Genomic DNA, 26,261 nt, shown 5'->3' on the forward strand with positions numbered 1-26,261 from the left:
ACGGGTTCCCACGGCGGGAAGGTCAAACGGCTGCGCCGAACAGGCGTCCCACTCCCGCAGTCAGGGCCATCGCCAGCGCACCCCAGAACGCGACACGGACCGCCCCCCTGAGCTTCGGGGCCCCGCCGGCATAGGCTGCCAGCGCACCCAACCCCAACAAGGCAGCCACGGTCGTCGACATGATCCACGCCACAGTGTCCGCGCTGGCGGCGAGTGATGTCGCAATGGGCAGTGCGGCCCCGAGGGCAAACGCGGCAGCCGAGGCGAGGGCCGCCTGAACGGGGCGCGCGCGGAGGGTTTCGGTGATGCCCAGCTCATCGCGCACGTGCGCGCCGAGTGGGTCGTGCGCCATCAACTGGGCGGCGACCTGGGTGGCCAGGTCATGCTCAAGCCCGCGCTTGCGGTAGATCGCTACCAGTTCGGCGGATTCGACCTCCGGTTGTGTTTCCAGTTCGCGCGTTTCCCGCAGGATGTCTGCACGTTCAGTGTCGGCCTGGGACTGCACCGAGACGTATTCACCCGCCGCCATCGACATCGCGCCGGCTGCCAACCCGGCGACACCGGCGGTCAGTACCGCCGCCGGCGAAGCGCCCGCCGCGGCGACGCCGACCATCAGGCTCGCTGTCGAGATGACTCCGTCGTTGGCGCCGAGCACCGCGGCGCGCAACCAGCCGATGCGCGAAGCCATATGACGTTCCGGGTGGAGGTGTGGCATGGCGGTAGGCTCTCGCGACTTGGCTGGGTTGAAGACTGCACCCGATCATGCGCGTTCCGGTGGGCACAATCACGACGCACGCGCAGCCGCATCGACGCGACAGCGTTCTTCATTCCTGGGCTCCGTCGGGGGAGGGCAGGCGATACCACTGCCGTTCGTAGGCCATCGACCCCCACAGCGCGTGCGCGTGTGCGGTCCTGGCGAGGTCACGGTCCAGCTGCGCCGGGAGCAGACGTCCGGAGTCCGCTTCGTAGCGAAACTGCACGGGTGGCTTCTGGGGCTGGAGCACCACCACGTCGTCGCCTTGCATCCACGCGAAGTTACCGTGGTACTGCATCAGCGCACGGCCCGGTCGACGCATGCCCGGGTCGCTGAGGTCGCGGCCGGCCATGGGCGTGGCATCGCCGACGCCGATGAGCGACAGCAGGGTGGGCCCCAGGTCCACCTGGCTCGCGATCCGCTCGTCCCGGCGTGGGGTTATCCCGCCACCCAGGATCAGTGCAGGCACGTGGAAGTTGTCGACGGGCACGAGATCACGCCCGAACACGCGGGAGTCGTGATCGGCGACCACCAGGAACACCGTGTCCTCCCAGTACTCGGACGCCATCGCGCGCTCGAAAAACCCACCCACGGCATGGTCGGCGTACTTTGCGGCGTTGTTCCGGGTCTGCCTGGGCTGCTCGAAAAGTTCGATGCGACCATCAGGGAACTCGAACGGGTCGTGGTTACTGGAGGAGAACACCAGGCCGAAGAACGGCGTGCCAGCTGCATGCAGCCGCCGGAACTCCTGGTCGGCGCGGGTGAACAGATCTTCGTCGCTGACGCCCCAGGAACCGGTGAACACTGGCGCGCGAAAGTCCTTCTGCTCGACCACACGGCCAAAGCCATTGCCGAAGAAGAACCCGCGCATGTTGTCGAAGTGTCCCTCGCCCCCGTAGTAGAACGTGGTGTCGTAGCCGTGCTCACGCAACGTCTGCGCGAGCGTGTAGAAGCCGTGCTGCGCCTCGGGCTGCTTGACCACGGCCTGGGCCGGTGACGGCGGGAACCCGGCAACCACCGCCTCGATGCCGCGGACGCTGCGGGTCCCGGTGGCGTACATGCGGGTGAACGTCCAGGCATCCGTGCTCAGGCGGTCCAGGTTAGGGGAAAGCGGCAGCCCGCCCAGATGGCCGATGAACTGCGCGCCCAGGCTTTCCTCCAGGATGATGACGAGGTTCTTCGGTTTGCCAGGGTGGCTGGGCACGCGGGCGGCCAGCGTTGGGAGGGTGTCGTCGGTGAAATGGCTGGCCGGCAGTCCGGTGTCGGCACGCACGGCGGCGATGACCTCGCTGTCGGGCAAGCCGCCATAAAGCTTCATCGCGGTGTCGTCCTGCTGCAGCCACTGGCGCGTTGCGTGGGCCAGCGAATAGAACGAGTTCAACGGCAACTGGTTGACCACCGGGTTGGCGCTGAAGGCCACCAACGCGGGGTTGAGGGGGCGGTGCCCCAGGGTGGAGCGTGCACCCATTGCACACACAAGCACTGCCAGGACCGCGACCGACGCGCGCAACCAGGCCGGCGCCGCCGCGGGCGTTGGTACGAACGCCGTGCGTGCGCGCACCCAACCCAGCCCGAGCGTCCCCGCCAGCACCACCGGTGCAAGCAGCACCTGGGCCGGCCGGCTTTGCCACAGGGTGGAGGCGACCTCGCGCGGATAGACCAGGTACTCCAGGAACAGCCGGTTCGGCCGTAGGCCGTACTCGCCCATGAAGCCGGGGGTGGCCAGCTCCAGTTGCAGCAGCAATGCCATGCAAAGGGCCAACCATGCGGATACGGCAAGGTGTACCCGTCGGCTTGAAGGCCACGCAAGTACGGCGACGGTCGGCGCGGCGAACAGCATGCACAGCGTGGCGATGTCGACGCGCACACCTTGCAGCAGCACTTCGGCCCAGCCGCCCACCTGTGCGACCTGGTCGAACTTCCATAGCGCGAGCCCGATTCGCGATGCACTCAGCAGCGCCAGACCGGCGGCGAAGAACCAGAGCAACGGCTTTGCCGGCGAAAACACTCTCGACAACATCGGTGGACCCGTGCCTACGCGTGGACAACGCCGCCATGCTTGGCTTGAGCGGGTCGGATCTGCGTGGGCGAGATGTCGGAGAGTTGTCGGGACCAGGCACCGGGGTGACCGCTCTGCCCGTCGCCCAACACTGATGTCACGGTGCGGCCAGGACACCCGGCGTGCCGTCTCCATCCCCAGGTCCGCGGCAGGCGGCCAGCAGGTCCCGCCCAGGCGTGATCGCGGCGGTCCGTATGTCGAACAGCCCCAGCACGGTTGAAAACAGGTTGTCGTGGCTCGCCGGCATCCCCGCGCGACGTTGCAGGCAGGGGAGGTCAAGGTCCATCGCGGCGGCGAGCCGGGGCTTGAACCACATCAGCATCGGGACGCGCAATTGCTCCCGGGGCGCAATGGCGTACGGCATGCCGTGCAGGTACAGCCCCTTCTCGCCCAGCGATTCCCCGTGGTCGGAGAGATAGATCAGCGCGGAGTCGTAACCCTCCGCGGCGTCGAGCCGTTCGATCGCTCCCGCAAGGACGTGATCGGTGTAGAGCACGGCGTTGTCGTAGGCGTTCACGATCTGGTCGCGCGAGCAACGACCCAGCTCGGCGGATCGGCAGGTAGGCACGAACGTCTCGAACTCCGGGGGATACCGGTCGAAATAGCTCGGGCCATGGTTTCCGAGCATGTGCAGGACGATCACCCGGTCCCGTGCCCGGCTCTCGGCCCGTGGGGGCAGGCCCTTGAGCAGGACCTCGTCGAGGCAGCGCAACCGGTCGCACAGCACGGGATCGCCGGCCGCAGCGGTGGATTCGAACGCCAACCCGGCGCAGACGCCTTTGCAGCCGCTCTGGTTGTCACGCCACAGCACCTCCACGCCGAGCCTTTGCAGCACGTGGAGCAAGGACTGGTGCGAACGGATCCGCGCCTCGTCGTACTTTGCCCGCCCCCATGGCGAGAACATGCAAGGCAGCGAGGCCTCGGTGCTGCTCCCGCACGCCTGCATGTCACGGAAGTTGATGATGTCCAGGCCCGCAAGCCGTGGCGTGGTCTGGCGGCGGTAGCCATTGAGGCCCCAGTTCTGCGCCCGCACGGTTTCGCCCACGACAAGGACCAGCAGGCGAGGTTTGCCCGCCGTCGCCGGCCGGGTCGCGCGCGCGTCCACGGCGATCGGCAGCAATGGCCTGTTCGACGTGGGTGGCTGCGAGAATGCGAGCCGCCCCAGGCCATAGAGGTAGTTGGCCGGCGTGATCAGGTAACGGACTTCGTGCCGGTTCCGGAGGAGGGACGAGACCTCCTTGAACGAGACCGCGCCGGCCGCCATGACCAGCACCCACATGCCCAGGAGAAACGCGCCCCGCACCAGTACCGCCTGCAGCGGCCTGCGACGCAGCACCCGCACCCGATACAGCACGACACCCGGCAATACGGCATATAACAGCACGTGCGGGAACAGACCCGGGGTCAGGAGTTCGCGTGCTTCCGCGGGGTCGGTATGCAGTACGTTGCGCAGCATGTCGGCGTCCAGATAGGCGCCATATGCCTGCATGTAATACGTCGCGAACGCGGTGGTGACCAGCAGCAGGGCCAGTGTCGGGCGTGCCCATCGATTGACCACCAGCGCACCCAGCAGCAGCCCGTGCAGCCCAATCAGCGCGACGAAGACGGCGACGGCCGACACCCGGTTGTCGCCCGCATGCGCGAGCGCTGCCTGCCAGAAGGGCTGGTTGGCGGTGAGCACGAAGTACCCGCTGGCCAGGATCACCAGGGCTTCAACGGTCACCAGGGGGCGCCACGCAACCACAGCCCGCCAAGGCGGGGTGGCGAAGCGCCGGGGGAGCGCCGATGCAATGCTCTCTGCCATTTGTGCATGGACCCGTGGACTCCGGACGGATGCTCGCCCCGGTGGTGTCGGAGGCCGGTCGCCTCCCTGTCGGGATTCCGTGTCCGCCTTGTCGGAAGGCTGTCGGCAACCCGCTTGACCGCAGCCAACCGGCAACTAACGGATTTCCGACACGTTGCCGCACACTGTGGTGGCCGCCCGACACCCGATCCCGGAATCGCCATGCGCCTGCTTGTCATCGAAGACAACCGCGACCTGGTCGCCAACCTGTTCGCGTACTTCGAATCGCGTGGCCATGTGCTGGACGCGGCACCGGACGGCATCACCGGGCTCCACCTGGCGCTTACCCAGCCCTACGATGCGGTGGTGCTCGACTGGATGCTGCCGCGCATGGACGGACCCCAGGTGCTGCGCAAACTGCGCGAAGAGGGGCACAGCGATATCCCGGTGGTGATGCTGACCGCGCGCGACGAATTGCCCGACAAGCTCGCCGGGTTCCGGGCAGGAGCGGACGACTACCTCACCAAGCCGTTCGATCTCCCCGAGCTTGAGGTTCGACTGGAAGCGCTGCTGACCCGGGTCGAGGGCCGCGCTCGACGCCGTGTCCTTGAGGTCGAGGACCTGCGCCTGGACCTGGACACGCTGGAGGCGACCCGCGCAGGGCAGGCCATTCACCTGTTTCCCGCCGGCCGGAAGTTGCTGGAAGCACTGATGCGGGCCAGCCCGGCGGTGGTGACGCGCGAACAGCTGGAGCGCACCCTGTGGGGCGACGAACCGCCGGACGGCGACATGTTGCGCTCCCATGTCTACGAGTTGCGCCGGGAGGTGGATGGCCCGTTCCCGGTCAAGCTGATCCAGACCGTCCCGCGCACCGGCTACCGCCTTGCGCGCGTCGCCACCCCGGCAGGGCCGTGATGCTCCGCCCGCCGCGCAGCCTCCGCTATCGCATTGTCCTGTGGTTGCTGGCTTTTGCCACGGCCCTGACGGTGGCGGTGATTGCGCAGGGCACCGTGGTTGTCGAGTACGTCGAGCGCGCCGCGTGGAAATCCCTGCTGACGGCAGAACTTGATCACTTCATACAGCGCAGCCGCGAAATACCCGGCTACCAGTGGGACGGTACCGATGGGCTGTCACTTTATGGCGGGACGGATGATGCCCAGCTGCCGCCCCCGTTGCGCGGGCTTGGCGCCGGGTTGCACGACGACGTGCTGATCGGCCGCACCAACCACGTGGTGCTGGTGCGCGACATCGATGGCATCCGCTACACCCTGGCCATGGATATCGAGGCTTTCGAATCCGAAGAGACCGGCTACGAGCTGCTGACCGTCCTGGCGTCGTTCGCCCTGTTGCTGGCCATCGGTGTGGCCGCGGTGTTCGGGGTGGGCCGGCTACTGCATCCGCTGAGCCGGCTGGCCCGCGACATCGGCACGATGGACCCCGGCGACCAGCCCGGCCGCATCAAGGTGGAGCCAGGTGCGGGTACGGAGCTGGTGGTGATCGCCGATGCGTTCAACGACTACCTCGGGCGCAACGCCCGGTTCGTGGAGCGCGAGCGCGACTTCATCAATACCGCCAGCCACGAATTGCGCACGCCGGTCGCTGTGATCAACGGGGCGGCAGAGCTGGGGCTGCGGGAACCGCAGGTCGCCGCGCACCAGCTTCATCGGATCCAGCGCAGTGCGCGGGAAATGGAACAGTTGATGGTGCTCTTACTGGCGCTGGCGAAGGATCCTGCGCGGCTGGTCAGCAGCAGCGAACCGCTGGCACTGGACGCCTTGCTGCCGCGGATCGTCGAGGACCACCAGCACCTGACCGCAGGCAAATCCCTGCAACTGCGCCTGGCACCACCGGCACGCTGCGATGTCCAGGCCCCGGCGGCGATCGCCCGCGCAGCCATCGGCAACCTGCTGCGCAATGCGATCGAACACAGCGACAGCGGCTGCATCGATATCGAGCTGCACGAGGACGCCACCGTCGTCATCCGGGACCCGGGCCACGGGATGAGTCCCGAGCAGATCAGCGCCGTCTACGGTCTCCTGGCGCGCAACGACGGCGGGGTGGGGGACACGGGTGAACCCGGCATTGGCCTGGAATTGATCGCGCGCCTGTGCGAACACTTCGGGTGGCGGCTGGAGTTGCAATCCCGCGGCGATCGCGGAACGACGGCGATGCTGAAGTTCTCCAACTGAGGCGCGGACGCCAGGTCGCGGTTCTGGCGGGCCGGTTAAGGCGGGGGAGGGTACGGCCCGCGCTCTCGCCCTGGTCCGGGTTCCCGCGCCTTCCCATTGTTGGCGAGGGTCGCCGGGTCGATCCCCAAGGCGGGGGGAGAGGTCAGCGCCAACAGCCATACGCCATGCAGCAGCGGGTTCTTCCCTCGCATCACCACCTCCGAAATCGGGTCCCGTGTCATTAGTCGCGGGGCGCGTGACGAATGGGTGGTCGCCGCATCGGGGGCTGTTGGCGGCTTCGGCCGGACAGTGCGGTGGCTTGCGCGGACCGGCAAAAGCGTCCACATGCACGCCGGTTTCGTGGCGACTTTCACAGATCATCCACGTACTCCAACGTCAGCTGAAAGCGGTTTACGGGCCCGTCCATAAGGCGGCTATATTCCGGAGACCTATGACGAAGGAGGATTTGAAATGCCCATGACCAAACCGAACCTCGCGATCGCCCGTACGCTCACCGTGGCGATCATCGCCACCCTGGGCCTTGGCGCCTGTGCCACCTACGACGACGAGTTCGCGGGTATCAACTCGCGCCTCGACCAGCTCGACACGCGGGTGCAGAGCGCCGCGCAGAGCGCCGAGTCCGCCAACCAGTCCGCACAGCGCGCCAACCAGCGTCTGGACCAGATCGAGAGCCGCGTCCAGCAGCTCGAGACCGGGCCGCGTCGCGTTCCGCGCGGTTGATAGCGCACCAAACGTTTTGCGCCTGACGGCCTGAACCGGAGTCGGTTGCCCTTGCAGGTCAACCGCCTCCCAGGTCCTTGGCATCTTTTCGCAGTTCCAGTTCAACGGAGGACGTCCCATCCGTACACGCACTCATCCCGCGACGCGCGCCGTCAATGGTGCATTGGCCCTCGCGTTGGCATTCGCCAGTTTTGGCGCGGCCAGCGCGGAAGATGCACCCGCGCGACCCGTCGCCGCCGTCGATCAACTTCCGCAAGGCCAGGACGTGTCCGCCACCGTCATCGAGCTCGCGGGATGGGTGGTCGCATCGAATGACAGCCAGGGGTATCCGTTCGCCGTCATCGACAAGGCCGCCGCGCAGATCCTGGTGTTTGGCGGAGACGGCCGGCTTCGCGGTGCGGCCCCCGGGCTCTTCGGTTCGGCGGTTGGCGACCATGCGGCCCCGGGCATCGCCGGCTTGGCGCTACGCGAGATCCCGGGCCGGGATCGCACTACGCCGGCTGGTCGTTTCGTAGGCGGCTTCGGTCCGTCGCTCGACGCCGGACGCGTGCTCTGGGTGGACTACGATTCCGCCGTTTCCATCCATCCGACCGCAACGGGTGTGCCGTCCGAGCGTCGCCCGGAACGCCTCGCATCACCGACGCCCGACGACAACCGCATCAGTCACGGCTGCATCAACGTTTCGCCCGACTTTTACGAGGATGTGGTCAGCCCGACGTTCCAGCGGGGTGGAGTGTTCTACGTCCTGCCGGATGAGGCGCCGCTGGAAGAGACCTTCCCGGAGTTTGCACAGAGCCTCGAGAGTTCGGATGGAGACGATGGAAGGCACGCGGAGACCGCCAGCCATTAGGGGTCTGGCGGCCTCGTCGTATCCAGCTCAGAGGAGGCGTGGCATCCAGCACCGCCAGTTCTACAATTTCGCAATCTTGGTACTTGTAGAGGTTGTTGCGTAGCTAAAAATCTGGAGTGCGTTCGTCAGCAGGATGTTCTGTCCGAAATTGCGTTGCTTAGTAGGTTTTCTGCTATGTGTTGCTTAGCGGGTCGGCGAGTGACGCAACACAAAAAGCTTGCCTCTGTGCTTGTCTAATGCTGTGTGTTGCGTTGCCCCGTCCTGCGGGTTTGGGCGTCGGGCTGGAGAGCAGCCAAAACGCGCCTGGATCAAGATCATAAAACTCGCTCTTACTCTGCTGCGGCTTGCCCGGTTGGATATGATCGACGCGCTGATGGCTACCTTATCACCCTTGGCAGACCGCCCGCCGTCTGCGAGATAGGGCGCTACCAGATCTACTGTCGACCCCTACGGCGTAGCAACGCGGCGTGCTCGACTAACTGACTCAAGGTGCCGCGATGCAGCCATACGAGTGCGCAAGATCCGTACAGGGCTAGAGAGGCCATCGCGTTCGCGGGGCGAAATATCAATGCGGCAGGATCAACAAAATGCCAGTAGATAGTGTACGTGCCATCCACGGAGAACCAAGTCCAGAACAGAGCCTCTGGGAACTGCTTCCATCGCCGTTCCAAGATGGCGCGAAGGCTGCATGGTGCGGTGAAATAGGTGACTCCCGCCATTATGAAACTAACGGGCAGGTCCCAGTCTGGCAATCCGGAGTACTGTGCACCGATCAAGAGCAAAGCGATTCCGCAGAAGAGGCTGAGCAGCTTCCACGGGCGTACATACTCAGTTCTACTATAGATCGCCCGTCGGAATGGAGTCCGGCAGCGCGGCCCAAGCGTGGATGGCACGCTCCATCCGTTCGTGCATGGCCAGCAGCCTGTCCAGTTGTTGGCGGGTGTCGTCGAGCCTGCGCCGGATGATGTCCCGCACAAGCGGGCAGGGACTATGCCGCTGCAGGCTGTGGCGGATGATTTCCTCGATTTCGGCCAGCGTGAAGCCCAGCTGCTGCGCCGTACGAATGAAGTGCAGGCGCTGGAGCTCCGAGGCTGAGAACAGCTGGTAGCCGCCCTCGGTATGGGTGGCCGCCTGTAGCAGGCCCCGCCGCAGATAGTTGCGCACCACATGCACCGTGACGCCGCCCTGCTGTGCCAGCTGGCGTACTGTCATCAGCGGCGGCGCTGATTCGCCTTTGCCCGTCATTGGCGCGCTCCCTGATAGATGCTGATCAGGCTAGACCTGTGTCCCGCACACAGGTCAAGCTCGACTGACACACCTCCATCCGTAACCAGGCGGCCGGCGCGCTGAAGGTCGGCCGAATCACGACATGTCCGCCGGCAGCGCAGCGGATATTGGCCGCTTCCTGGCCAACTGCCGCTGCTTGATCAGCGAATACAGCGCCGGAATCACCACCAGGGTCAGCATCGTGGACGAGACCATGCCGCCCACCATCGGCGCGGCGATGCGGCGCATGACCTCCGAGCCGGTGCCGCTGCTCCACATGATCGGCAGCAGGCCGGCCATGATCGCGACCACGGTCATCATCTTGGGGCGCACGCGGTCGACCGCACCTTCGACGATCGCCTCGCGGAGGTCGCGTGCATCCAGCGAGCGGCCTTCGGCCTGGCGCCGCACGGCCCGCGCTTCGAGCGCGTGGTCGAGGTAGATCAGCATGACCACGCCGGTTTCCGCGGCAACGCCGGCCAGTGCGATGAAGCCCACGATCACCGCGACGCTGACGTTGTAGTCGAGCATCCACATCAGCCACACGCCGCCGACCAGCGCGAACGGCACCGACAGCATCACGATCAGCGACTCGGTGACGCGGCGGAAGTTGAGGTACAGCAGCAGGAAGATCAGCGCCAGGGTTACCGGGACGACGACGCGCATTTTCTCGGCGGCGCGCTGCATGTACTCGTACTGACCGCTCCAGGTCACGTAGTAGCCGGGCGGGAACTGCACCTGCTCGGCGACGGCATCCTGCGCGGCCTTCACGTAACGGCCGAGATCGCTCTGACGCGTATCGACGTAGATGTAGGCCGCCAGCATCGCGTTTTCGGTGCGGATGCTCGGTGCCCCTTTCGTGACCTCGATTCGCGCCAACTCGCCGAGGGGCACCTGCGCGCCGCCGGGCACGGGCACCAGGACCTGGTTGCCGATCCGGTGCGGGTCGTCTCGCAACTCGCGCGGATAGCGCACGATCGCACTGAAGCGCTCGCGGCCCTGCAGGATGGTGGTCACGATCTCGCCGCCCAAGGCGGCCGCGACCACGTCCTGCACCTCGCCCAGGGTCACGCCGTACTGCGCCAGGCTGGGCAGGTCCGGCGTGATGTCGAGATAATAGGCGCCGGTCAGACGTTCGGCGAACGCGCTGGTCGTCCCCGGCACTTCGCGCACCACCGCTTCGATCTCGGTGGCGAGGGCGTCCAGCTGCTCCAGGTCGTTGCCGAAGAGCTTGATGCCCACGGGCGTGCGGATGCCGGTGGCCAGCATGTCCGTACGTGCCTTGATCGGCATCGTCCAGGAGTTGGCGACGCCCGGGAACTTCAGCGCCGCGTCCATTTCGGCGATGAGCTTGTCGGTGGTCATGCCGTCGCGCCATTCGTCCTCGGGCTTGAGGTTGATGACGGTTTCGAACATCTCCAGCGGTGCGGGATCGGTGGCCGTCAGGGCACGGCCCGCCTTGCCGAACACCGACTCCACCTCCGGGAAGCCCTTGATGATCCGGTCCTGCTGCTGCAGCAGTTCGGAGGCCTTCGTCACCGACATGCCGGGGAGCGATGCGGGCATGTACAGGAGGGTGCCCTCGTTGAGCGTGGGCATGAACTCGCTGCCCAGGCGTGACGCCGGCCACAAGCTGGCGAACAGGGCAACGAGCGCGATCGCGATCGTGGCCATGCGGTGCCGCAGCACGACGTCGATCACGGGCCGATAGGCCGCGACCAGGAACCGGTTCACCGGGTTCTTCTGCTCGGGCATGATCTTGCCGCGCACGAACAGGAGCATGAGCACCGGCACCAAGGTCACTGAAAGCAGCGCACCACCGGCCATGGCGAAGGTCTTGGTGAAGGCCAGCGGCTTGAACAGGCGGCCTTCCTGCGCCTCCAGGGCGAACACCGGAAGGAACGAGACGGTGATGATCATCAGGCTGAAGAACAACGCCGGCCCGACCTCGCGGCAGGCATCAATGATCAGCTGGGCTCGGCTGCGGGAGCCGTCGGAGCGCTCGATGTGCTTGTGTGCGTTCTCGATCATCACGATCGCCGCGTCCACCATTACGCCGATCGAGATCGCGATGCCGCCCAGGCTCATGATGTTGGAGTTCATGCCGAGCGCACGCATCGCGATCACTGCGACCAGCACGCCGACCGGCAGCATGACGATCGCGACCAGTGCGCTGCGCGCATGGAACAGGAACAGCAGGCAGACCAGCGCGACGATGAGGCTCTCCTCGAGCAATGTCGTGCGCAGCGTCTTGATCGCACGCACGATGAGGTCGGACCGGTCGTAGACCGTCTGGACGCTGACGCCCTCGGGCAGGCCGCGTGCAAGTTCCGCGATCTTGTCCTTCACCCCGCCGATCACGGCCAGAGCGTTCTCGCCGAAGCGCGCAATGACGATCCCGGCCACGACATCGCCTTCGCCGTCCAGGTCGGCGATGCCGCGACGCTCGTCGGGCACCAGTTCGACCCTGGCGACGTCGCCAATCAGCACCGGTGCGCCCCCTTCGGCGCGCAGCACGAGGCTCTCGATGTCCTCGATGCCGCGCAGGTAGCCGCGGCCGCGCACCATGTATTCGGTCTCGGCCATTTCGATCACGCGGCCGCCAACGTCGCGGTTGCTAGCGGCGACCACCTCGGACACCCGCGAGATCGGGATGTCGAACTCGCGCAGGCGGACCGGATCCACCGTGATCGAGTACTGGCGCACGAAGCCGCCGACGCTGGCGACCTCGGCCACGCCGGGCGCGGTGGTGAGCTGGTAGCGCAGGTACCAGTCCTGCATGGCACGCAACTCGTCCAGCGAGTGGCGGTCGCTTTTCAGGACGTACTGGTAGACCCAGCCCACGCCCGAGGCATCGGGTCCCAGCGCCGGTGCCACGCCAGCCGGCAGGTTCTTCGACGCGACGTTGAGGTTTTCCAGCACGCGTGAGCGCGCCCAGTACAGGTCGGTGCCTTCTTCGAAGATGACGTAGATGAAGGAGGCGCCGAAGAACGAGAAACCGCGGACGTCCTTCGATTTCGGAACCGAGAGCAGAGCGCTGGTCAGCGGGTAGGTGACCTGGTCCTCGACCACCTGGGGCGCCTGTCCCGGGTATTCGGTGAACACGATCACCTGCACGTCCGACAGATCCGGCTGTGCGTCCAGTGGCGTGTTCATCAGTGCGTAGATGCCGCCGGCGACGATCGCCAGTGTCATCACCAGGACCAGGAAGACGTTGCGGACCGACCATTCGATGAGGCGGGCAAGCATGTCAGTGCCCCTCGTGGCCGGTGGCGGAGGGCGGAGCCTCCTCAGGGGTGGCCGGCATCGAATGACCCGCGTGCGGATCAGCGGCTTCGCCACCGCCGGACTCGGGCTGCGGATCCTCGCTGGTGCCCGAGGGCGCCCCATGTCCTGCGTGACCTTCAAGTCCCTGAAGTGCGGACTGCAGATTGCTTTCGGCGTCGATCAGGAAGTTGGCGGAGACCACGACCTGCTCGCCTTCGGTGACCCCATCCAGAATCTCCATGCGATCGCCGCCGCGCCGCCCCAGCGTGACGTCCCGCGGTGCGAAGCGACCGGGACCGGTCTCGACCAGCACCACCTGGCGTGTGCCACTGTCGAGCACCGCCGAGCGCGGCACGTTCAGGACCGGGCCGGCCCCGGGCTCCTCGAGCAGCACCGTCCCGTAGAGTCCCGGCCGCAGGTCGCCATCGGGATTGGGCAGCGCGATGCGTACGTCCACGGTGCGTGTCATCGCATCGATGACGGGCTGCACGAAGGTGACTTCGCCCTCGGCCACCTGGCCCGGCAGGGCCACGGTTTCAAAGCGGGCCGGCTGGCCGACCCTGATGTCCGCGGCCTGCGCCGCCGGCACCTTGGCGATCACCCACACCGTCGACAGGTCGGCCAGCAGCAGGATGGTTTCGCCGGGCTCGAAGCGTGCGCCCTGGACCACCGGCTTCTCGATCACGACCGCGTCCGCGGGCGCCGTGAGGACCAGTCCGGTCTTGCCCAGCTGCGAATCGCTGATTTCCCAGTTGCGCAGGCGGGTGCGGGCGGCATCGCGCAGGCGGACCATCGACGCCGCGCTCGCGGGATCGGACCCGGTCAGCCTGCGGGCGGTCTCGTCGGCGAGCCGGTATTCCTGCTGCGCCGTCGCCAGCTGCGGGCTGTAGACGGACAGCAGCGGCTGCCCGGCGCGGACGCGCATGCCCGTTTGGTTCGCGTACAGGCGCTCCACCCAGCCTTCGAAGCGGGGCGCGATCGCGTACTGCCGGGTCTCGTCGACCTCGACCGTGCCGCTGGTGCGCACGGTGGCGGCCAGGGCCCCCCGCTTGACCGCTTCGGTGCGCACGCCCAGCGCCTGCACCTTGTCCGGCGGCAGCACCACCGTGCCCGGTGCCGCCGGCGGTGCATCGTCGGCATAGACCGGGACGTAGTCCATACCCATCGAGTCCTTCTTGGGCACTGGCGAGGTGTCCGGAAGGCCCATGGGATTGCGGTAATAGAGCACCTTGCGTTCCGCGGCCGGCGCCTCGGCGGACGTGGTTGCGGTCGTGGAATCGTTCGTGGCGCGGCCGGCCACCCATCCGACGGTGAGAGCGGCGAGTGCGACGCCGATGGCGATGGCGAGCGACAGGGTCTGGACACGGGTCATCGGATATCTCCTTCGATGGCGCGCACGGCGGCGGCGCCCAACAGTTCGTCACGCAGTGCATCGACCCGTGCGAGGTCGGCGCCCTGCCATTGATTGAGTGCTTCCAGCAGCGTCCCGAAGTCGACTTCGCCGACCTGGTAGCTGGCCAGCGCGGACTGCCAGGTGGCGTCGGCCTGCGGCAGCAGCGTGTTCTCGATCAGTTGCCGGCGTTCGCGTGCGCTCGTCCACCGCGCCCAGGCGGAGGCGCCGCGTTCCTCCACGGCCCGCAGCGTGGCGTCCATGCGCGCCAGCGCCGCGTCTTCGAGCAGGCGCGATTCGCGCTCGCGCTCGCGGCGTGCACGCTGCTGGAACGGGATCTCGACCTCCAGCATCAGCTCGGTGCTTTCGATGCCGTTGCCGAGCTGCATCGCACCCACGCCCACGGTGATGTCCGGGAACCGGTTGCGACGCTCCAACACCACGTTCGTGCGCGCGGCTTCGGCGCGGGCCTGCTGTGAGCGGACCGCGGGGTGCGCGTCGGCGCCATCCAATGCTTCGGCCAGGGAGGCACTTTGAACGACTAGGCGCGGCGCCTCATCGGGGGTCGCCAGCGGTGAATCGGACCGGCGCCCCAGCACCGCGTTCAAGGTGGCGGCCGCCTCCTGCTTGGCCGCGAGGCGTTCGATCCGCTCGCGCTGCAGGCTGGTCTGCTCGACCTGGGCGCGGATGGCATCCTGCTGCGCCGCGCGGCCCAGGGCGTAGCGCACGCCGGCCATCTCTTCGACTTGGCGGAGCAGGGCGATGCGGCGATCGAGCACGGCCACGGCCTGATCGGCATGCCAGTAGCGTGCGTAGGCCGCCTCGGCATCGGACAGCAGGTCGCGCGCCGTGGTGATGCGGTCTAGCCCGACCGCGACCGCGTCCTGGGTGGCCGCGGTCCGCGCCAAGCCGCGCTTGCCCCAGAGCGGGAAGCGCTGGCGCAGCGCGTAGTCGACTTCGCGGTCGGCACCGGCGCTGCGCCAGGGCTTGTCCGGATCCAGGCCGCGGAATCCAACGGAAGCCATCGGGTCGGGCAGGGCGCCCGCCGGCAGAATCCGTGCTTCGGCGGCCTGGGCCTCGAAGTCCAGTGCCCGCAGCTCGGGGTTGTGTTCGAGGACCCAGGCGCGGATCGACTCGAGGCTGTGCCCTGGGACGGGTTCGGTTGCGGTAACGGGCAGCGCCAGCATCCACAAGGCGCCGGCGAGCACGCAGGCAGGCAGGTGCCAGAGTGGTGGTCGACGGCGGAACAGAGGGCGGGGTCGCAGGCGCCTGGCCTGCAGTCGGTCGAACAGGGATGCCATATCAGTGTCCTTTGGCCGACGCGACGGAAGTCGCTCGGACGAGGGCAGGAACACATGCCGTGACGCAGCCACGGCGCGAACGCACAGGACTGCGCCGCACAGACGTGCGGAGCAGTCAGCGTCCGGGCATCAGATGAGCAGAAGCGCCGCTGGATGGGCGGTAGGTCGGTGCCAGGCGGGCCTGGGCGGTGAATCCACCCATGTGGCCGTGACACTTGGTGAAGCATCCGCAATCGCGGCGATCGCAAGCCAGGAGAGCCATGCTTCGGCCAGCAGCGGCGGAATCGAAGGGATGCGCCCACTGTCCGCCGAGAGGTCACCCTCGGTGCAGTGCGCGTCGCACAGTGCCTTACTCGCCGAGGGGAGCTCCGCCTCGCAGCCGTGGCCATGGTCGTGCCGGGTGTCGGTGGCAGCAGCGACAAACGCCGCCGGCGTGCCTGGGAGATCCAGGCAGTCGCCATGGCCCGCGAGCACAAGCTGGGACCAGAGCAGCGCCGCCATCGCGAGGAGGACGGTGCGCCGGAACCAATTCCGATGGCGGATGCGGACCATGACGTGAGCTTACCTCTTACCGGGACAGACGCAATTGATCAAAGTCAATCCTTGGCCAAGCCCAAGGGCGGGTCCGGCGGCGACTTGGCAGGACTAAGTGCATTGGCCACCACCGATACCGAACTCAGGCTCATTGCCAGCGCCGCCACCATCGGAGCCATAAAAAGACAAAGGCGTGGTTGGAAGAGTGCACGCGTAAGCCGCCATTGCCACCTGTTGGAACAGGAGGCACAGCAGGACCGCGAGGGCGATCCGTAAGCGGTGGCGGCTGCGAAAATGCATGATCAGGATGTTACTCCGTCATTTAGCCCAAAGCGTCGGCAAATACTTGGAATTCATGCCAGTACTTGACACTGATCGAGCCGAACCGGCGTACTCACTCGGTGCTGCGCTGTTCCAGATCCGCGATCAGCGCCTCCATCTCCCGGATCTCTCGGCGTTGGGCGGCAATGATCTCATCGGCCAGTTCACGCACCCGTGGGTCGGAAATGTTGGCCCGTTCGCTCGTCATGATCGCAATGGAGTGATGCGGAATCATCGCTCGCATATACGACACGTCCTGGACGGTTGCCTGACTGCGCATCAGCCACAACGCCCCGGCAAACACCAACGCGCAACCGAGCAGGATTCCCGTGTTGAGCTTCCTGTTCTGGTACATGCCCAGCATGAAGAGCAGCATGATCACGCCCATGGTGGCGCCCATGACAAAAGCCATGTACACGCGGGTTTCGCTGAAAGAGACGTGATCGAGTTGGTAGGTATTGAGGTACATCAACCCGAACATGACCACCGTCGAGGTGGCGATCATGAGCGCGAACCTGGCGTACTTCGGCATGGCGGTTTCTCCTTTCTACGTGGTCGTACTAGGTGGCGGGTGTTGTTTCGCGGGGAGGGTTGGAGTCGCTGGCGCCCCGGAGTGGCGAGCGGGAGAGCCGCAGCGCATTGCCGACCACCGAGACCGAGCTCAGGCTCATCGCCAGCGCCGCGATCATCGGGCTCAGCAGCAGCCCGAACACCGGGTACAACACGCCAGCGGCGATCGGCACGCCAAGCGCGTTGTACAGAAACGCGAAGGTCAGGTTCTGCTTCATGTTGGACACGGTCGATTCCGAGATCATCCGCGCGCGCATGATTCCTCGCAGATCGCCCTTGACCAGGGTCACCTGGGCACTGGACATCGCGACGTCCGTACCGGTGCCCATCGCAATACCGACGTCGGCCGCGGCCAGCGCCGGCGCATCGTTGATGCCGTCTCCGGCCATCGCCACCCGGTGTCCTTCGCTCTTGAGGCGCTGCACGAGGTCGGCCTTGTCCTGCGGCCGCACTTCTCCATGCACCTCGTCAAGGCCGAGTTCCGCGGCCACCGCGCGGGCGGTGGTGAGCCCATCGCCAGTAGCCATGATGATTCGCACGCCGGCCGCCTGCAGTTCTCGGATCGCTGCAGCGGTGGACGGCTTGATGGGGTCCGCCACGGCAATGACACCGGCAAGCCGCCCGTCCGCCGCCAGGAACATGGCGCTCGCGCCCTCGCCACGGAGCCGTTCGGCGACGTCGACGTGGCGCTCGACATCGGCACCGATCTCCTGCATCAGCGCGGTATTGCCCAGCACGAGATCCTGGCCGGCGACCCTGCCACGCACGCCCATGCCGGTGACGGAGTCGAATCCCTCGACGTTATCGAGGCGCAGGTCCCGACGCCGCGCTTCGGCGACAATCGCATCCGCCAGCGGATGCTCGCTGCCCTGGTCGAGGCTCGCGGCGAGCTGCAGCACTTGCTCGTCCCGGTAGCCCTCGAAAGCCACCACCTCCTTGAAGGTAGGCCGGCCTTCGGTCAGGGTGCCGGTCTTGTCCACGATCAACGTGTCGATCTGGCGCATCTGCTCGATTGCTTCGGCATCGCGGAACAGCACGCCTGCCTGCGCCGCCCGCCCGGTGGCGACCATGATCGACATCGGTGTCGCAAGCCCAAGAGCGCACGGGCAGGCGATGATCAGCACCGAGACCGCGTTGAGCACTGCGAATGTCCACGCCGGTGCCGGGCCAAACAGGCCCCAGACGAAGAACGTGAGCACCGCCGCGGCCAGCACGGCCAGGACAAACCAGAAGGCGACCTTGTCGGCCATGCGTTGCATCGGCGCGCGCGAGCGTTGCGCCTGCGCGACCAGTTGCACGATCTGCGACAGCACCGTATCCGACCCGACCTTGCCGGCACGGATGACCAGCGCGCCGGTGCCGTTCTGGGTGGCACCGATGACGCTGGCGCCTACCGTCTTCTCGACCGGGATCGGCTCGCCCGTCAACATCGATTCGTCGACGCTGGAGCGTCCTTCGATCACCTCGCCATCGACCGGCACCTTCTCGCCTGGGCGGACGCGCAGGCGGTCGCCGACGTGGACGTGGGTCAGCGGGATGTCCTCTTCGGAGCCATCGTCGTTGAGTCGTCGGGCCTCCTTCGGCGCAAGGCCGAGCAACCCCTTGATTGCGGCGGAAGTCTTGGAGCGTGCGCGCAACTCGAGGATCTGCCCGAGCAACGTCAGCGACACGATCACGGCTGCGGCCTCGAAGTACACGCCGACGCGTCCATGCTCCCGGAACGAGGCGGGAAACAGGTCTGGTGCGACCGTCGCCACCACGCTGTAGCCGAATGCCGCCGCCACGCCGATCCCGATGAGCGTGAACATGTTCGGGCTGCGGTTGCGGATGGACTGGACGCAACGGACGAAGAATGGCCATCCGGCCCACAGTACGACCGGAGTGCTCAGGACCAGTTCGACCCACGTCTGGGTGCCCATGGGCAGCGGCAGGACCTCCTGGCCGAACAGGTCCAGCCGCGGCAGGTAGCGGCCAAACATCGCCAGGACCAGCGTCGCCAGCGTCAGTGGCAACGTCCACCAGAAGCGTCGCGAGAAGTCGCGGAGCTCGGGGTTGTCTTCGTCCTCCAGGCTGGGCATTTCAGGCTCGAGCGCCATGCCGCAGATCGGGCAGTTCCCGGGACCTTGCTGCCTGATCTCCGGGTGCATCGGGCAGGTGTAGGTGGCGGTCGCGTCGACCGGAGGAGCCTGTTGCGGCGTGAGGTAGCGTTCGGGATCAGCGGTGAACTTCTCGCGGCATCGGCCGGAACAGAAGTGGAACTGCGACCCGTTGTGTGTTGCGTGGTGCGGCGTCGTTTGCGGGTCCACCTGCATCCCGCACACAGGATCGACGGCCAAGTTCGTCGGCTTCGGCTCTGCGGCACCGCCGTGATCGCCAGCGTTCGGCTGCTCATGGCCATGGGAGTGCGTCGATGCGTTCATGCAGGACCTCGTTCAACGGAAGAGTGTGGTCGGTCGCGAGCGCGCCATGCCGAAAACGATGGCTTGGCTTGAACCCGGAGCCAGGTCTCAACCCTTGCGAAGGGCCCGCCCTTGCGGGCCGACCCTCCGCGGTGGGTCAGGCAGCGGCCGCCATGGCAGCGCAGCTTTCGGCACACCGTCGACAGATGTCGGCGCAGCGCTTCATCTGCGCGTCGTCACCCATGGACTCGCAGTCCGCCGCGCACTGGCGGCAGATCTCGGCACAGGCGCCGCAGATGACGTTGTGCACGCTGGAGCCGCGCAACATCGCGTCGGCGCTGGTCGCGCAAATGTCGGCGCAGGTGGCCATCAGGCTGATGTGTTCTGGTGCCGCGTGTGCGCCTCCTTTGGTTAGGCAGTAGTTGATGGTCTCCAAGCAGATCGCATGGCACTGGACACAGTTGTCAATGCAATCGTTCATCGCCTGAGGCCGATCAGCAGCGGAATGGTGAGTCATGTGATGCTCCTTCTTCCAAGCGGGCATAAAATCGGCGTGCCCGCATCACCGCCCCCTATTGCGCGGATCTGTCAGTGCTGTGCGAACGGTTCGGTCGTACCATCGCGATTGACGATCTCAACCGTGTAGGGCTCCTGGCGCCCGTCGGGCATCTCCATTCCCGGGGAGCCCATCGGCATGCCGGGAAGCACCAGGCCAATTGCGTCCGGCTTCTCCTCCAGCAACCGCTTGATGTCTGTGGCCGGCACATGGCCTTCGATCATGTAGCCGGCGATCTCCGCGGTATGGCATGAGCCCTTGCCATAGGGAACGCCCAACCGTTCTTTGACGGGCTGCAGGTTGTCGGCTTCGCGCACCTCGACTGCGAACCCGGCCTGCCGCACGTGCTCCACCCATGAACCGCAGCAGCCACAACTTGGGCTCTTGTGCACGATCATCAGCGGCAAGCCCATGGCGTTGTTCACGGAAGCGGGTGCCCGCTGGGCTGCCGCTTCGATCGCTGGTGGAGCTGCCGATGGCGCCGCCGATGGCGCTTGGGCACAGGCGCCCAGGGTCGCGAAGGCAATCGCCAACCCCGCATTACGCAGAAATAGACGCGTTTTCATGGGTCCTCCGGCTTTCAACGCTTGGTCCGTGACGACCAATGGATGTGGGCGATCCGCCAGCCCTCCGGTGTCTGCCGGAGCACCATGGTCTCGGCGCTGAGCAGCACCAGGGGTTTGCCGTCCTTCTTGGCGTGTAGTTCGCTCTCGCTGCCGATCCAGACGAGGTCGCCGGCAGTGCGTGCACGGCGCCGCAGCAACTGGCGGTGGGTTCCCTCCAGGAACTTTGCGTCACTGATGGCGTGGTGGCCGAGGTACTCGTCGCGGCTGCGTTCGGCCCCGCCCGATTCCAGGATCAGTACGTCCCGGGCGAGCAGCTCTTCCACTGTTTTCAGGTCGCCGCTGGCCAGGGCATCGCTGAACCGTTCGGCGACCGCCACGGCCGCTCCGGCTTGGGCAGGCACGTCGATCTGCGGCTGGTCCGCCGCTGCCGGGTGGTGCGCGTGCGAAGCCGCATCGGGCGCGGTCTGGGCGGACACGGTGCTGATTCCGCCCGCGGCGAGGATCAGGACCAGAAAGGTTGCGACAGATTTCATGTTCATAGCTCCGTGATCAGTGTTCGTGGTCGTGGCCGTCGTCGGCCGGATTCGTTTGCGGTGCAGGGTGTGATTCGACGGTTCCGTCGGCATGGCGGTGCTCGACCATCCGCGGTTGCGCCTCGGGCTCGTGGTGATCGGCAGCCGTGCCCGGCGGATGTGCGTGCGGCGCCTGGCCGCCATCGCCGTGGTGGTCATCCATGCCGGTCTGCGGTTTGGCCGCCGCGTCATCATGGGGCGGCGTGCCTGGTGGATGCACATGGCCCCCGGAACCATCAGCCGCTGCGGCGCCTGCCGCTGGATCGTCATGATGGTTCGCCGCGGCGCCTTCCCCATGAGGATGTGGCTGGGTCTCCCCGCCGCCGTGCGAATGCCCGCCGCTGCTGTCGACTATGGCCTGGTACCCGGCTTCGTCGAGCGTCGGCAGCACCTGGAGGAACGCGGCCATGTTCCAGATGTACTCGTCGGCCATGCTCTCGCCCCAAGCCGGCATGCCCGATGCCTTGATGCCGTGCTTGATGACCCAGAACGCTTCGGCGGCGTCGACCATGTGCCGGGTCAGGTTCGGCGGGGCGGGGTACAAACCCCGGCTCAACTCGGTATCCGGCACCCCCGGTGCCAGATGGCAGCCGGCGCACATGGCGGCATAGTTGCCCGAGCCCTGGACGATCCGCGCCGGATCCTCCAGGTTTGGCACCTGCAGCTCCTTGGCCCGGACCTTGATCGAGCGTTCGCGCAGCGTTTCGAGTGCCGAGTAGACCGGTCCCGTGTGCGGGTCGTCGGCGCCGATGTTGTACAGCCCCGACCAGACGAAGCCCGCCATCGCCAGCACGGCGATGAACGACAGTCCGACCAGCACGATCAGAGTTTTGCGTTTTACGAATGCCATGGTGGTGGTCTCCCCTAGAACCAGATGCGGATGCCGGCAACAATGCGCGTGTCCTCTATGTCGTCGGACTGTTCGCGCCGGTAGTCAGCAGTGCCGCCGTAAGCGCGTTCCCACACCACACCGATATAGGGCGCAAACTGGCGGTGGAACTCGTAACGCAGGCGGAAGCCCGCTTCCAGCGTGCTCAGGCCGCTGCCGATGCCGCGCTCCGGATCGTCCTGGCCCCATGCTTCGGCTCCGACCAGCCATTGGCCGATCAGCCGGTTGGTGAACAGCGTCTCGTACTCGGCTTCCAGCCCGAGCCCGGTCTGGCCCGACTCGCCCAAGTAGGCCGTGGCATCGACCTCGAACTTGTACGGCGCCACGCCCATGACGCCGACGGCAGCGAAGGTCGGCGATGGCCCCTCGCCAAAGTCGTGGCGGACGCCCGCGACGAGGTCCCACCAGCGTGCGATCGCGCGGCCGTACAGGACCTCGACATCGGCGGACTCATTGGTGCCGCCCACGCGCTCGCCTTCGCTGCGCAGCCACAGGCGATTCAGGTCGGTGCCTATCCAGGCGAGCGCCTCCCAGCCCACGCCTGTGCCTTCGTCGTCGGCATCCCAGGTCTCCAGCCGGTCGAGCAGCCAGTACGAATGAATCGCCGTGTCGTGGACGGCGTGGCCACCGACGTCCGGGAACGCAGCAGCGCGGTCACCGGGTGTGACCGGCGGAATCGGGTCGCGCGGTGCCGCGGTTGCGGGCAGGTCCTCATCCACAACGGTGCCGTGGCCCATGGCGGCGTGATCCACCGGTTCGGCCGGCGGAGCAGCCGTTGGCATGTGATGTCCTGCATGGGGATCGGCCGGTTCATCCGTTGCAGAGGCCAACTCGGCAGGCGCATGCACCGAGTGATCGACCGACGGTTCCTGCTGCGCGGGCTTGGCAGGCGGCGGCATGTGGTGGCTGGCATGCGGATCCTGCGGCGCCGGCGTCTCCTGCACTGGCGCGGCGGGCTCGACCGGGTGGTGCATGGAATGATCGACTTCCTGGCCCCAGGCGGGCGCGGCGCCCAGTGACAGCAGAACTGCCGCTGCCATGAGGGCAGTGCGTGGGTCGTGAGTGGACAGGTTCATGGCATTCACTCCTTCACCTGAACTTCCCGGAACATGCCGGCTTCCATGTGGTAGAGCAGATGGCAGTGGTAGGCCCAGCGGCCGAGCGCGTCGGCACGCACGCGGTAGCTGCGCTTGGTACCCGGCGGCATGTCGATGGTGTGCTTGCGCACTTGGAAGTTGCCGTCGGCGTCCTCCAGGTCGCTCCACATACCGTGCAGGTGGATCGGATGGGTCATCATCGTGTCGTTGACCAGGACGATGCGCATGCGCTCGCCGTAATTGAGCCGGAGCGGCTCGGCGTCGGAGAACTTCATGCCGTCAAACGACCACGCAAAACGCTCCATGTGGCCGGTGAGGTGCAACTCGACGGTGCGACCGGGCTCGCGGCCGTCCGGGTCGCGGAAAGTGCTGCGCAGGTCGGCGTAGGTCAGCACCCGACGTCCGTTGTCACGCAGGCCGATGCCGGGGTCATCGAGCTTCGGCGCGGGGTTCATGGTCTGCATGTCGACCAGCGGATTACCCTCCTCGCTGGCGGGGTGCTGCTGCATGCCGGCTGCGCCGTGGTCCATCGTCGCCATCGGGCCAGGCTTCATTGACGACGTGCCGTGCTGGCTGTGGTCCATGCCGGCGTGCTGCGTCCCGGCCATCGCGCCGGCTGACGACATCGCGGCCATGTCGTGGCCCGTGGCTCCGTGGTCCATGCCGCCCATCATTCCGTGCCCCATGTCATCCATGGTCAGGATCGGCTTGGGGTCCACCGACGGCACCGGCGCGCGCAGGCCTTCGCGCACCGCCAAGGTGCCACTGACATAGCCGGTGCGGCCCAGATCCTGCGCAAAGATGGTGAAGGCATCCTGCCCGCTGGGTTCGACGATCACGTCGAAGGTCTCGGCGGTGGCAATGCGGAACTCGTCGACGCTGACGGGATGCACGTACTGTCCATCGGCCGCAACCACCGTCATCTTCAGCCCGGGGATACGCACGTCGAAATGGGTCATCGACGATCCGTTGATAAAGCGCAAGCGGACCTTCTCGCCGGACCGGAACAGGCCGGTCCAGTTGCCTAGGGAAGTGGTTCCATTCATCAGGTAGGTGTAGGTGTTGCCGTTAACGTCCGACAGGTCGGTCGGCGTCATCCTCATCTCGCCCCACATCTTCCGGTTCTGGAGTGTGGCCGTGAGCCCATGCTGCTGGACGTCTTCGAAGAAGTCGCCAACGGTCTGTTTGGCGTAGTTGTCGAAATCGGACATCTTCTTGAGCCGGGCGAACAAGTAGGTCGGATCAAGATCAGTCCAGTCGGTCAGCATGACCACGTAGTCGCGGTCGTAGGCGAAAGGCTCCGGCTCGAGGGGCTCGATCACAAGCGGCCCATACAGACCGGCCTGCTCCTGGAACGCAGTGTGGCTGTGGTACCAGTAGGTGCCGCCCTGCACGACGTTGAAGCGATAGTGGTAGGTCTCGCCACGATCGATGCCGTCGAAGCTCAGCCCCGGCACACCGTCCATGTTGGCCGGCAGCAGAATTCCGTGCCAATGGATCGAGGTTGAATGGCCGTGGATCGAGTTGGGCGGTAGCGCGTTCCTGACCCGCAGGTTCACCGTGGTGCCTTCGCGCCAGCGCAGCAGCGGCGCAGGAACGGAACCGTTGACCGTGATCGCGGTCCGCGTTGCGCCGGTGAAGTTCATCGGCGTCTCACCGATGGTCAGGTCGAACTCGGTGCCCGACAGGATGTTGGGCACGCCTTGGGCATTGACCGCCCAGCTGTAGCGGGGCCAGAACCCCAAGGCGGCGACGGCACCGCCAGCGGCCAAGCCCTGCACGAAGCGGCGGCGCGACGGCGCAAGCAGCCCACCGGCGACCCGGTCGAAAGAATCGGATGACATGGAAGCTCCGTAAAGCGTCAGAGGGCTCGCGCGAATTGCGAGCGGATGCCTCGCCTGCCATGGAGATGGGCAGGCGGAAACGCGCCAGTAAGGCGCAGCAGGACGCTTAGCCGATCGGAGGTCGGATCAGGTGAGGCAGTGCAGGAGACGCATGGGCCGAGTACATCGGCCGGACGCTATCGGTGTGCTCGGGCACCGTGGCATTTAAAACGACCGCGACCACCGCGGCTTGGCAGTGATGCATGCAAGCACAGCGGCATTCACCCGTCTGGCAGCAGTCGTCAGGCGACTGCTGTTCTTCCCCTCCAGGAGAGCCTCCGCCATGAGCATGCCCCTCGAGGGGAGCCGAGCCTTCGGTGGGCTGGCCATGGCAGGGCTTCTTGGACTCTGCAGCCGACTGCGAGGCAGAATCTGCCGGGGTGTCCGAAATGCCCGCCGTGGAGTGGTTCGCGTGCATTGACGCCACTGCCACGCCCATGCCGTCGACCAACAAGGCGAAAATCAAGAACAGCTGCAACAGCATGGAGCGGGCAGGCATGCCGCAAGTATACCGATGGCCGTAAAGCCCAGGTGAGTGGCGTGCAAGCGACAGGTACTTAGCATCGGCGGCGGGGTACAGCGCGCCCCGCATGAAAATGGTCCCATTGACCTCCTGACGCTTGGCTCCATTTTAACTAGGGGAATCAGTAACTTAGGTCACCGCTGTGTACGTTCACGCAGAGCCGCCCTACGCGGAGCCCAACGCGGGATGAGTCTTGGCGTGCAGCTCCGATCACGGAGACCGTTATCGGCTCCCGGTAGACCGAGCCGTACGGGTGCAGTCGCTAGAGTAGGCGGCTGCTGGTCAGCAGCCAGGAAGCGTTGGGCGGCAAACCGCCGAACGCCCTATCGCACCTGTTGCAAGTCGGCTATGCCAAGTGCGCGTTGAGCGGGGGCAGCAGGGTCACACGTGGTAAGTTGAGGTCGAAGCTGGCGACGCAGTGCTGGGCTGCTCGTGTGCGTTGACCAAGGCCCGCGCGAGCATCCCGGCCCCGCCCCAGACCAGCTGAAATGTGAACGCGTGGGGCGTGGTCTTGGTCTGGCTCCAAGCCGTCTCATTGGCGACCTGTTCCTGGGTAATGGCGTCGTTGATGAGAAGCAGCTTCAGGAAATCTCGACGCGGCTGCTCCAGTCGCTCGGGATGCTCTAGAAAGGGGTGGGGCCGTCGCCCCAACAACCGATGAATTACTGGCTAACGCCGGCAACTTGGCGAGACAGAAATGGGATGAACTGCTTTCGCCCAAGCTGCTGCGTGAGACTTACGCGAGCTCCAACCTCGATCTCGACGAGGCGCG

General features: G+C 66.3%; 21 protein-coding genes. 5 read left to right on the forward strand and 16 right to left on the reverse strand.

What is annotated here, in order from left to right; all coding sequences use genetic code 11:
* Positions 1-22: 22 nt before the first annotated feature.
* From KOD61_RS06825 to KOD61_RS06835, 3 genes are all read right to left on the reverse strand, one after another.
* A complete protein-coding gene (locus KOD61_RS06825) occupies positions 23-715 on the reverse strand; it encodes a VIT1/CCC1 transporter family protein (protein ID WP_215217983.1) in 693 nt (230 codons plus the stop codon).
* A 109-nt stretch (positions 716-824) separates the two neighbouring features.
* Entirely contained in the window at positions 825-2,774 is a 1,950-nt protein-coding gene (locus tag KOD61_RS06830) for an LTA synthase family protein (protein ID WP_215217984.1), read from the reverse strand.
* 136 nt (positions 2,775-2,910) lie between these two features.
* A complete protein-coding gene (locus KOD61_RS06835) occupies positions 2,911-4,617 on the reverse strand; it encodes a phosphoethanolamine transferase (RefSeq protein WP_215217985.1) in 1,707 nt (568 codons plus the stop codon).
* 201 nt (positions 4,618-4,818) lie between these two features.
* On the opposite strand from KOD61_RS06835, the gene KOD61_RS06840 reads away from it, so the two are divergent.
* From KOD61_RS06840 to KOD61_RS06855, 4 genes are all read left to right on the forward strand, one after another.
* Positions 4,819-5,511, forward strand: a complete 693-nt coding sequence (locus KOD61_RS06840) for a response regulator transcription factor (protein WP_215217986.1) — start codon at positions 4,819-4,821, stop codon at positions 5,509-5,511.
* The gene (locus KOD61_RS06845; protein WP_215217987.1) at positions 5,511-6,785 is read left to right on the forward strand and encodes a sensor histidine kinase; all 1,275 of its coding nucleotides are present in this window, start codon (positions 5,511-5,513) and stop codon (positions 6,783-6,785) included. The genes KOD61_RS06840 and KOD61_RS06845 overlap by 1 nt, the downstream gene beginning before the upstream one ends.
* A gap of 450 nt (positions 6,786-7,235) precedes the next feature.
* Positions 7,236-7,505: a hypothetical protein gene (locus KOD61_RS06850; protein ID WP_215217988.1), complete on the forward strand. Its 270-nt coding sequence runs from the start codon at positions 7,236-7,238 to the stop codon at positions 7,503-7,505.
* Positions 7,506-7,668: 163 nt separating this feature from the next.
* Positions 7,669-8,355 carry a L,D-transpeptidase gene (locus KOD61_RS06855; protein WP_251370538.1) on the forward strand — a complete coding sequence of 229 codons (687 nt, stop codon included), beginning with the start codon at positions 7,669-7,671 and terminating at the stop codon, positions 8,353-8,355.
* Between the two features lie 837 nt (positions 8,356-9,192).
* Here the strand turns inward: KOD61_RS06855 and KOD61_RS06860 are convergent.
* From KOD61_RS06860 to KOD61_RS06875, 4 genes are all read right to left on the reverse strand, one after another.
* The gene (locus KOD61_RS06860; protein WP_215217989.1) at positions 9,193-9,600 is read right to left on the reverse strand and encodes a MerR family transcriptional regulator; all 408 of its coding nucleotides are present in this window, start codon (positions 9,598-9,600) and stop codon (positions 9,193-9,195) included.
* A gap of 117 nt (positions 9,601-9,717) precedes the next feature.
* Positions 9,718-12,870 (reverse strand): efflux RND transporter permease subunit, encoded by a 3,153-nt coding sequence (locus tag KOD61_RS06865; protein ID WP_215217990.1) that lies wholly within the window; start codon positions 12,868-12,870, stop codon positions 9,718-9,720.
* 1 nt (position 12,871) lies between these two features.
* Positions 12,872-14,260, reverse strand: a complete 1,389-nt coding sequence (locus KOD61_RS06870; protein WP_215217991.1) for an efflux RND transporter periplasmic adaptor subunit — start codon at positions 14,258-14,260, stop codon at positions 12,872-12,874.
* A complete protein-coding gene (locus tag KOD61_RS06875) occupies positions 14,257-15,579 on the reverse strand; it encodes a TolC family protein (RefSeq protein ID WP_233740730.1) in 1,323 nt (440 codons plus the stop codon). The genes KOD61_RS06870 and KOD61_RS06875 overlap by 4 nt, the downstream gene beginning before the upstream one ends.
* A gap of 381 nt (positions 15,580-15,960) precedes the next feature.
* On the opposite strand from KOD61_RS06875, the gene KOD61_RS06880 reads away from it, so the two are divergent.
* The gene (locus KOD61_RS06880) at positions 15,961-16,389 is read left to right on the forward strand and encodes a hypothetical protein (RefSeq protein WP_215217992.1); all 429 of its coding nucleotides are present in this window, start codon (positions 15,961-15,963) and stop codon (positions 16,387-16,389) included.
* 118 nt (positions 16,390-16,507) lie between these two features.
* On the opposite strand, the gene KOD61_RS06885 is transcribed toward KOD61_RS06880, so the two are convergent.
* The 9 genes from KOD61_RS06885 to KOD61_RS13110 all read right to left on the reverse strand — a co-directional run bounded on the left by KOD61_RS06885 (position 16,508) and on the right by KOD61_RS13110 (position 25,558).
* Positions 16,508-16,966: a DUF305 domain-containing protein gene (locus tag KOD61_RS06885; RefSeq protein WP_215217993.1), complete on the reverse strand. Its 459-nt coding sequence runs from the start codon at positions 16,964-16,966 to the stop codon at positions 16,508-16,510.
* 28 nt (positions 16,967-16,994) lie between these two features.
* A complete protein-coding gene (locus tag KOD61_RS06890; protein ID WP_251370701.1) occupies positions 16,995-19,316 on the reverse strand; it encodes a heavy metal translocating P-type ATPase in 2,322 nt (773 codons plus the stop codon).
* A 244-nt stretch (positions 19,317-19,560) separates the two neighbouring features.
* On the reverse strand, positions 19,561-19,920 hold the full coding sequence (locus tag KOD61_RS06895; protein WP_215217995.1) for a four-helix bundle copper-binding protein: 360 nt from the start codon (positions 19,918-19,920) through the stop codon (positions 19,561-19,563).
* A 71-nt stretch (positions 19,921-19,991) separates the two neighbouring features.
* Positions 19,992-20,525, reverse strand: coding sequence for a DUF411 domain-containing protein (locus tag KOD61_RS06900; RefSeq protein WP_215217996.1), 534 nt, complete (start codon positions 20,523-20,525; stop codon positions 19,992-19,994).
* 14 nt (positions 20,526-20,539) lie between these two features.
* Entirely contained in the window at positions 20,540-21,058 is a 519-nt protein-coding gene (locus KOD61_RS06905; RefSeq protein WP_233740733.1) for a nuclear transport factor 2 family protein, read from the reverse strand.
* A gap of 16 nt (positions 21,059-21,074) precedes the next feature.
* Complete coding sequence (locus KOD61_RS06910) at positions 21,075-21,917, reverse strand: c-type cytochrome (RefSeq protein WP_251370539.1); 843 nt, start codon at positions 21,915-21,917, stop codon at positions 21,075-21,077.
* 44 nt (positions 21,918-21,961) lie between these two features.
* Positions 21,962-23,062, reverse strand: a complete 1,101-nt coding sequence (locus KOD61_RS06915; protein WP_215217999.1) for a copper resistance protein B — start codon at positions 23,060-23,062, stop codon at positions 21,962-21,964.
* 5 nt (positions 23,063-23,067) lie between these two features.
* Positions 23,068-24,927 carry a copper resistance system multicopper oxidase gene (locus KOD61_RS06920; RefSeq protein WP_215218000.1) on the reverse strand — a complete coding sequence of 620 codons (1,860 nt, stop codon included), beginning with the start codon at positions 24,925-24,927 and terminating at the stop codon, positions 23,068-23,070.
* Positions 24,928-25,033: 106 nt separating this feature from the next.
* On the reverse strand, positions 25,034-25,558 hold the full coding sequence (locus tag KOD61_RS13110) for a CopL family metal-binding regulatory protein (protein WP_407074534.1): 525 nt from the start codon (positions 25,556-25,558) through the stop codon (positions 25,034-25,036).
* Positions 25,559-26,261 lie beyond the last annotated feature (703 nt).

It is taken from the genome of Lysobacter luteus (genome assembly GCF_907164845.1).
Lineage (GTDB): Bacteria > Pseudomonadota > Gammaproteobacteria > Xanthomonadales > Xanthomonadaceae > Novilysobacter > Novilysobacter luteus.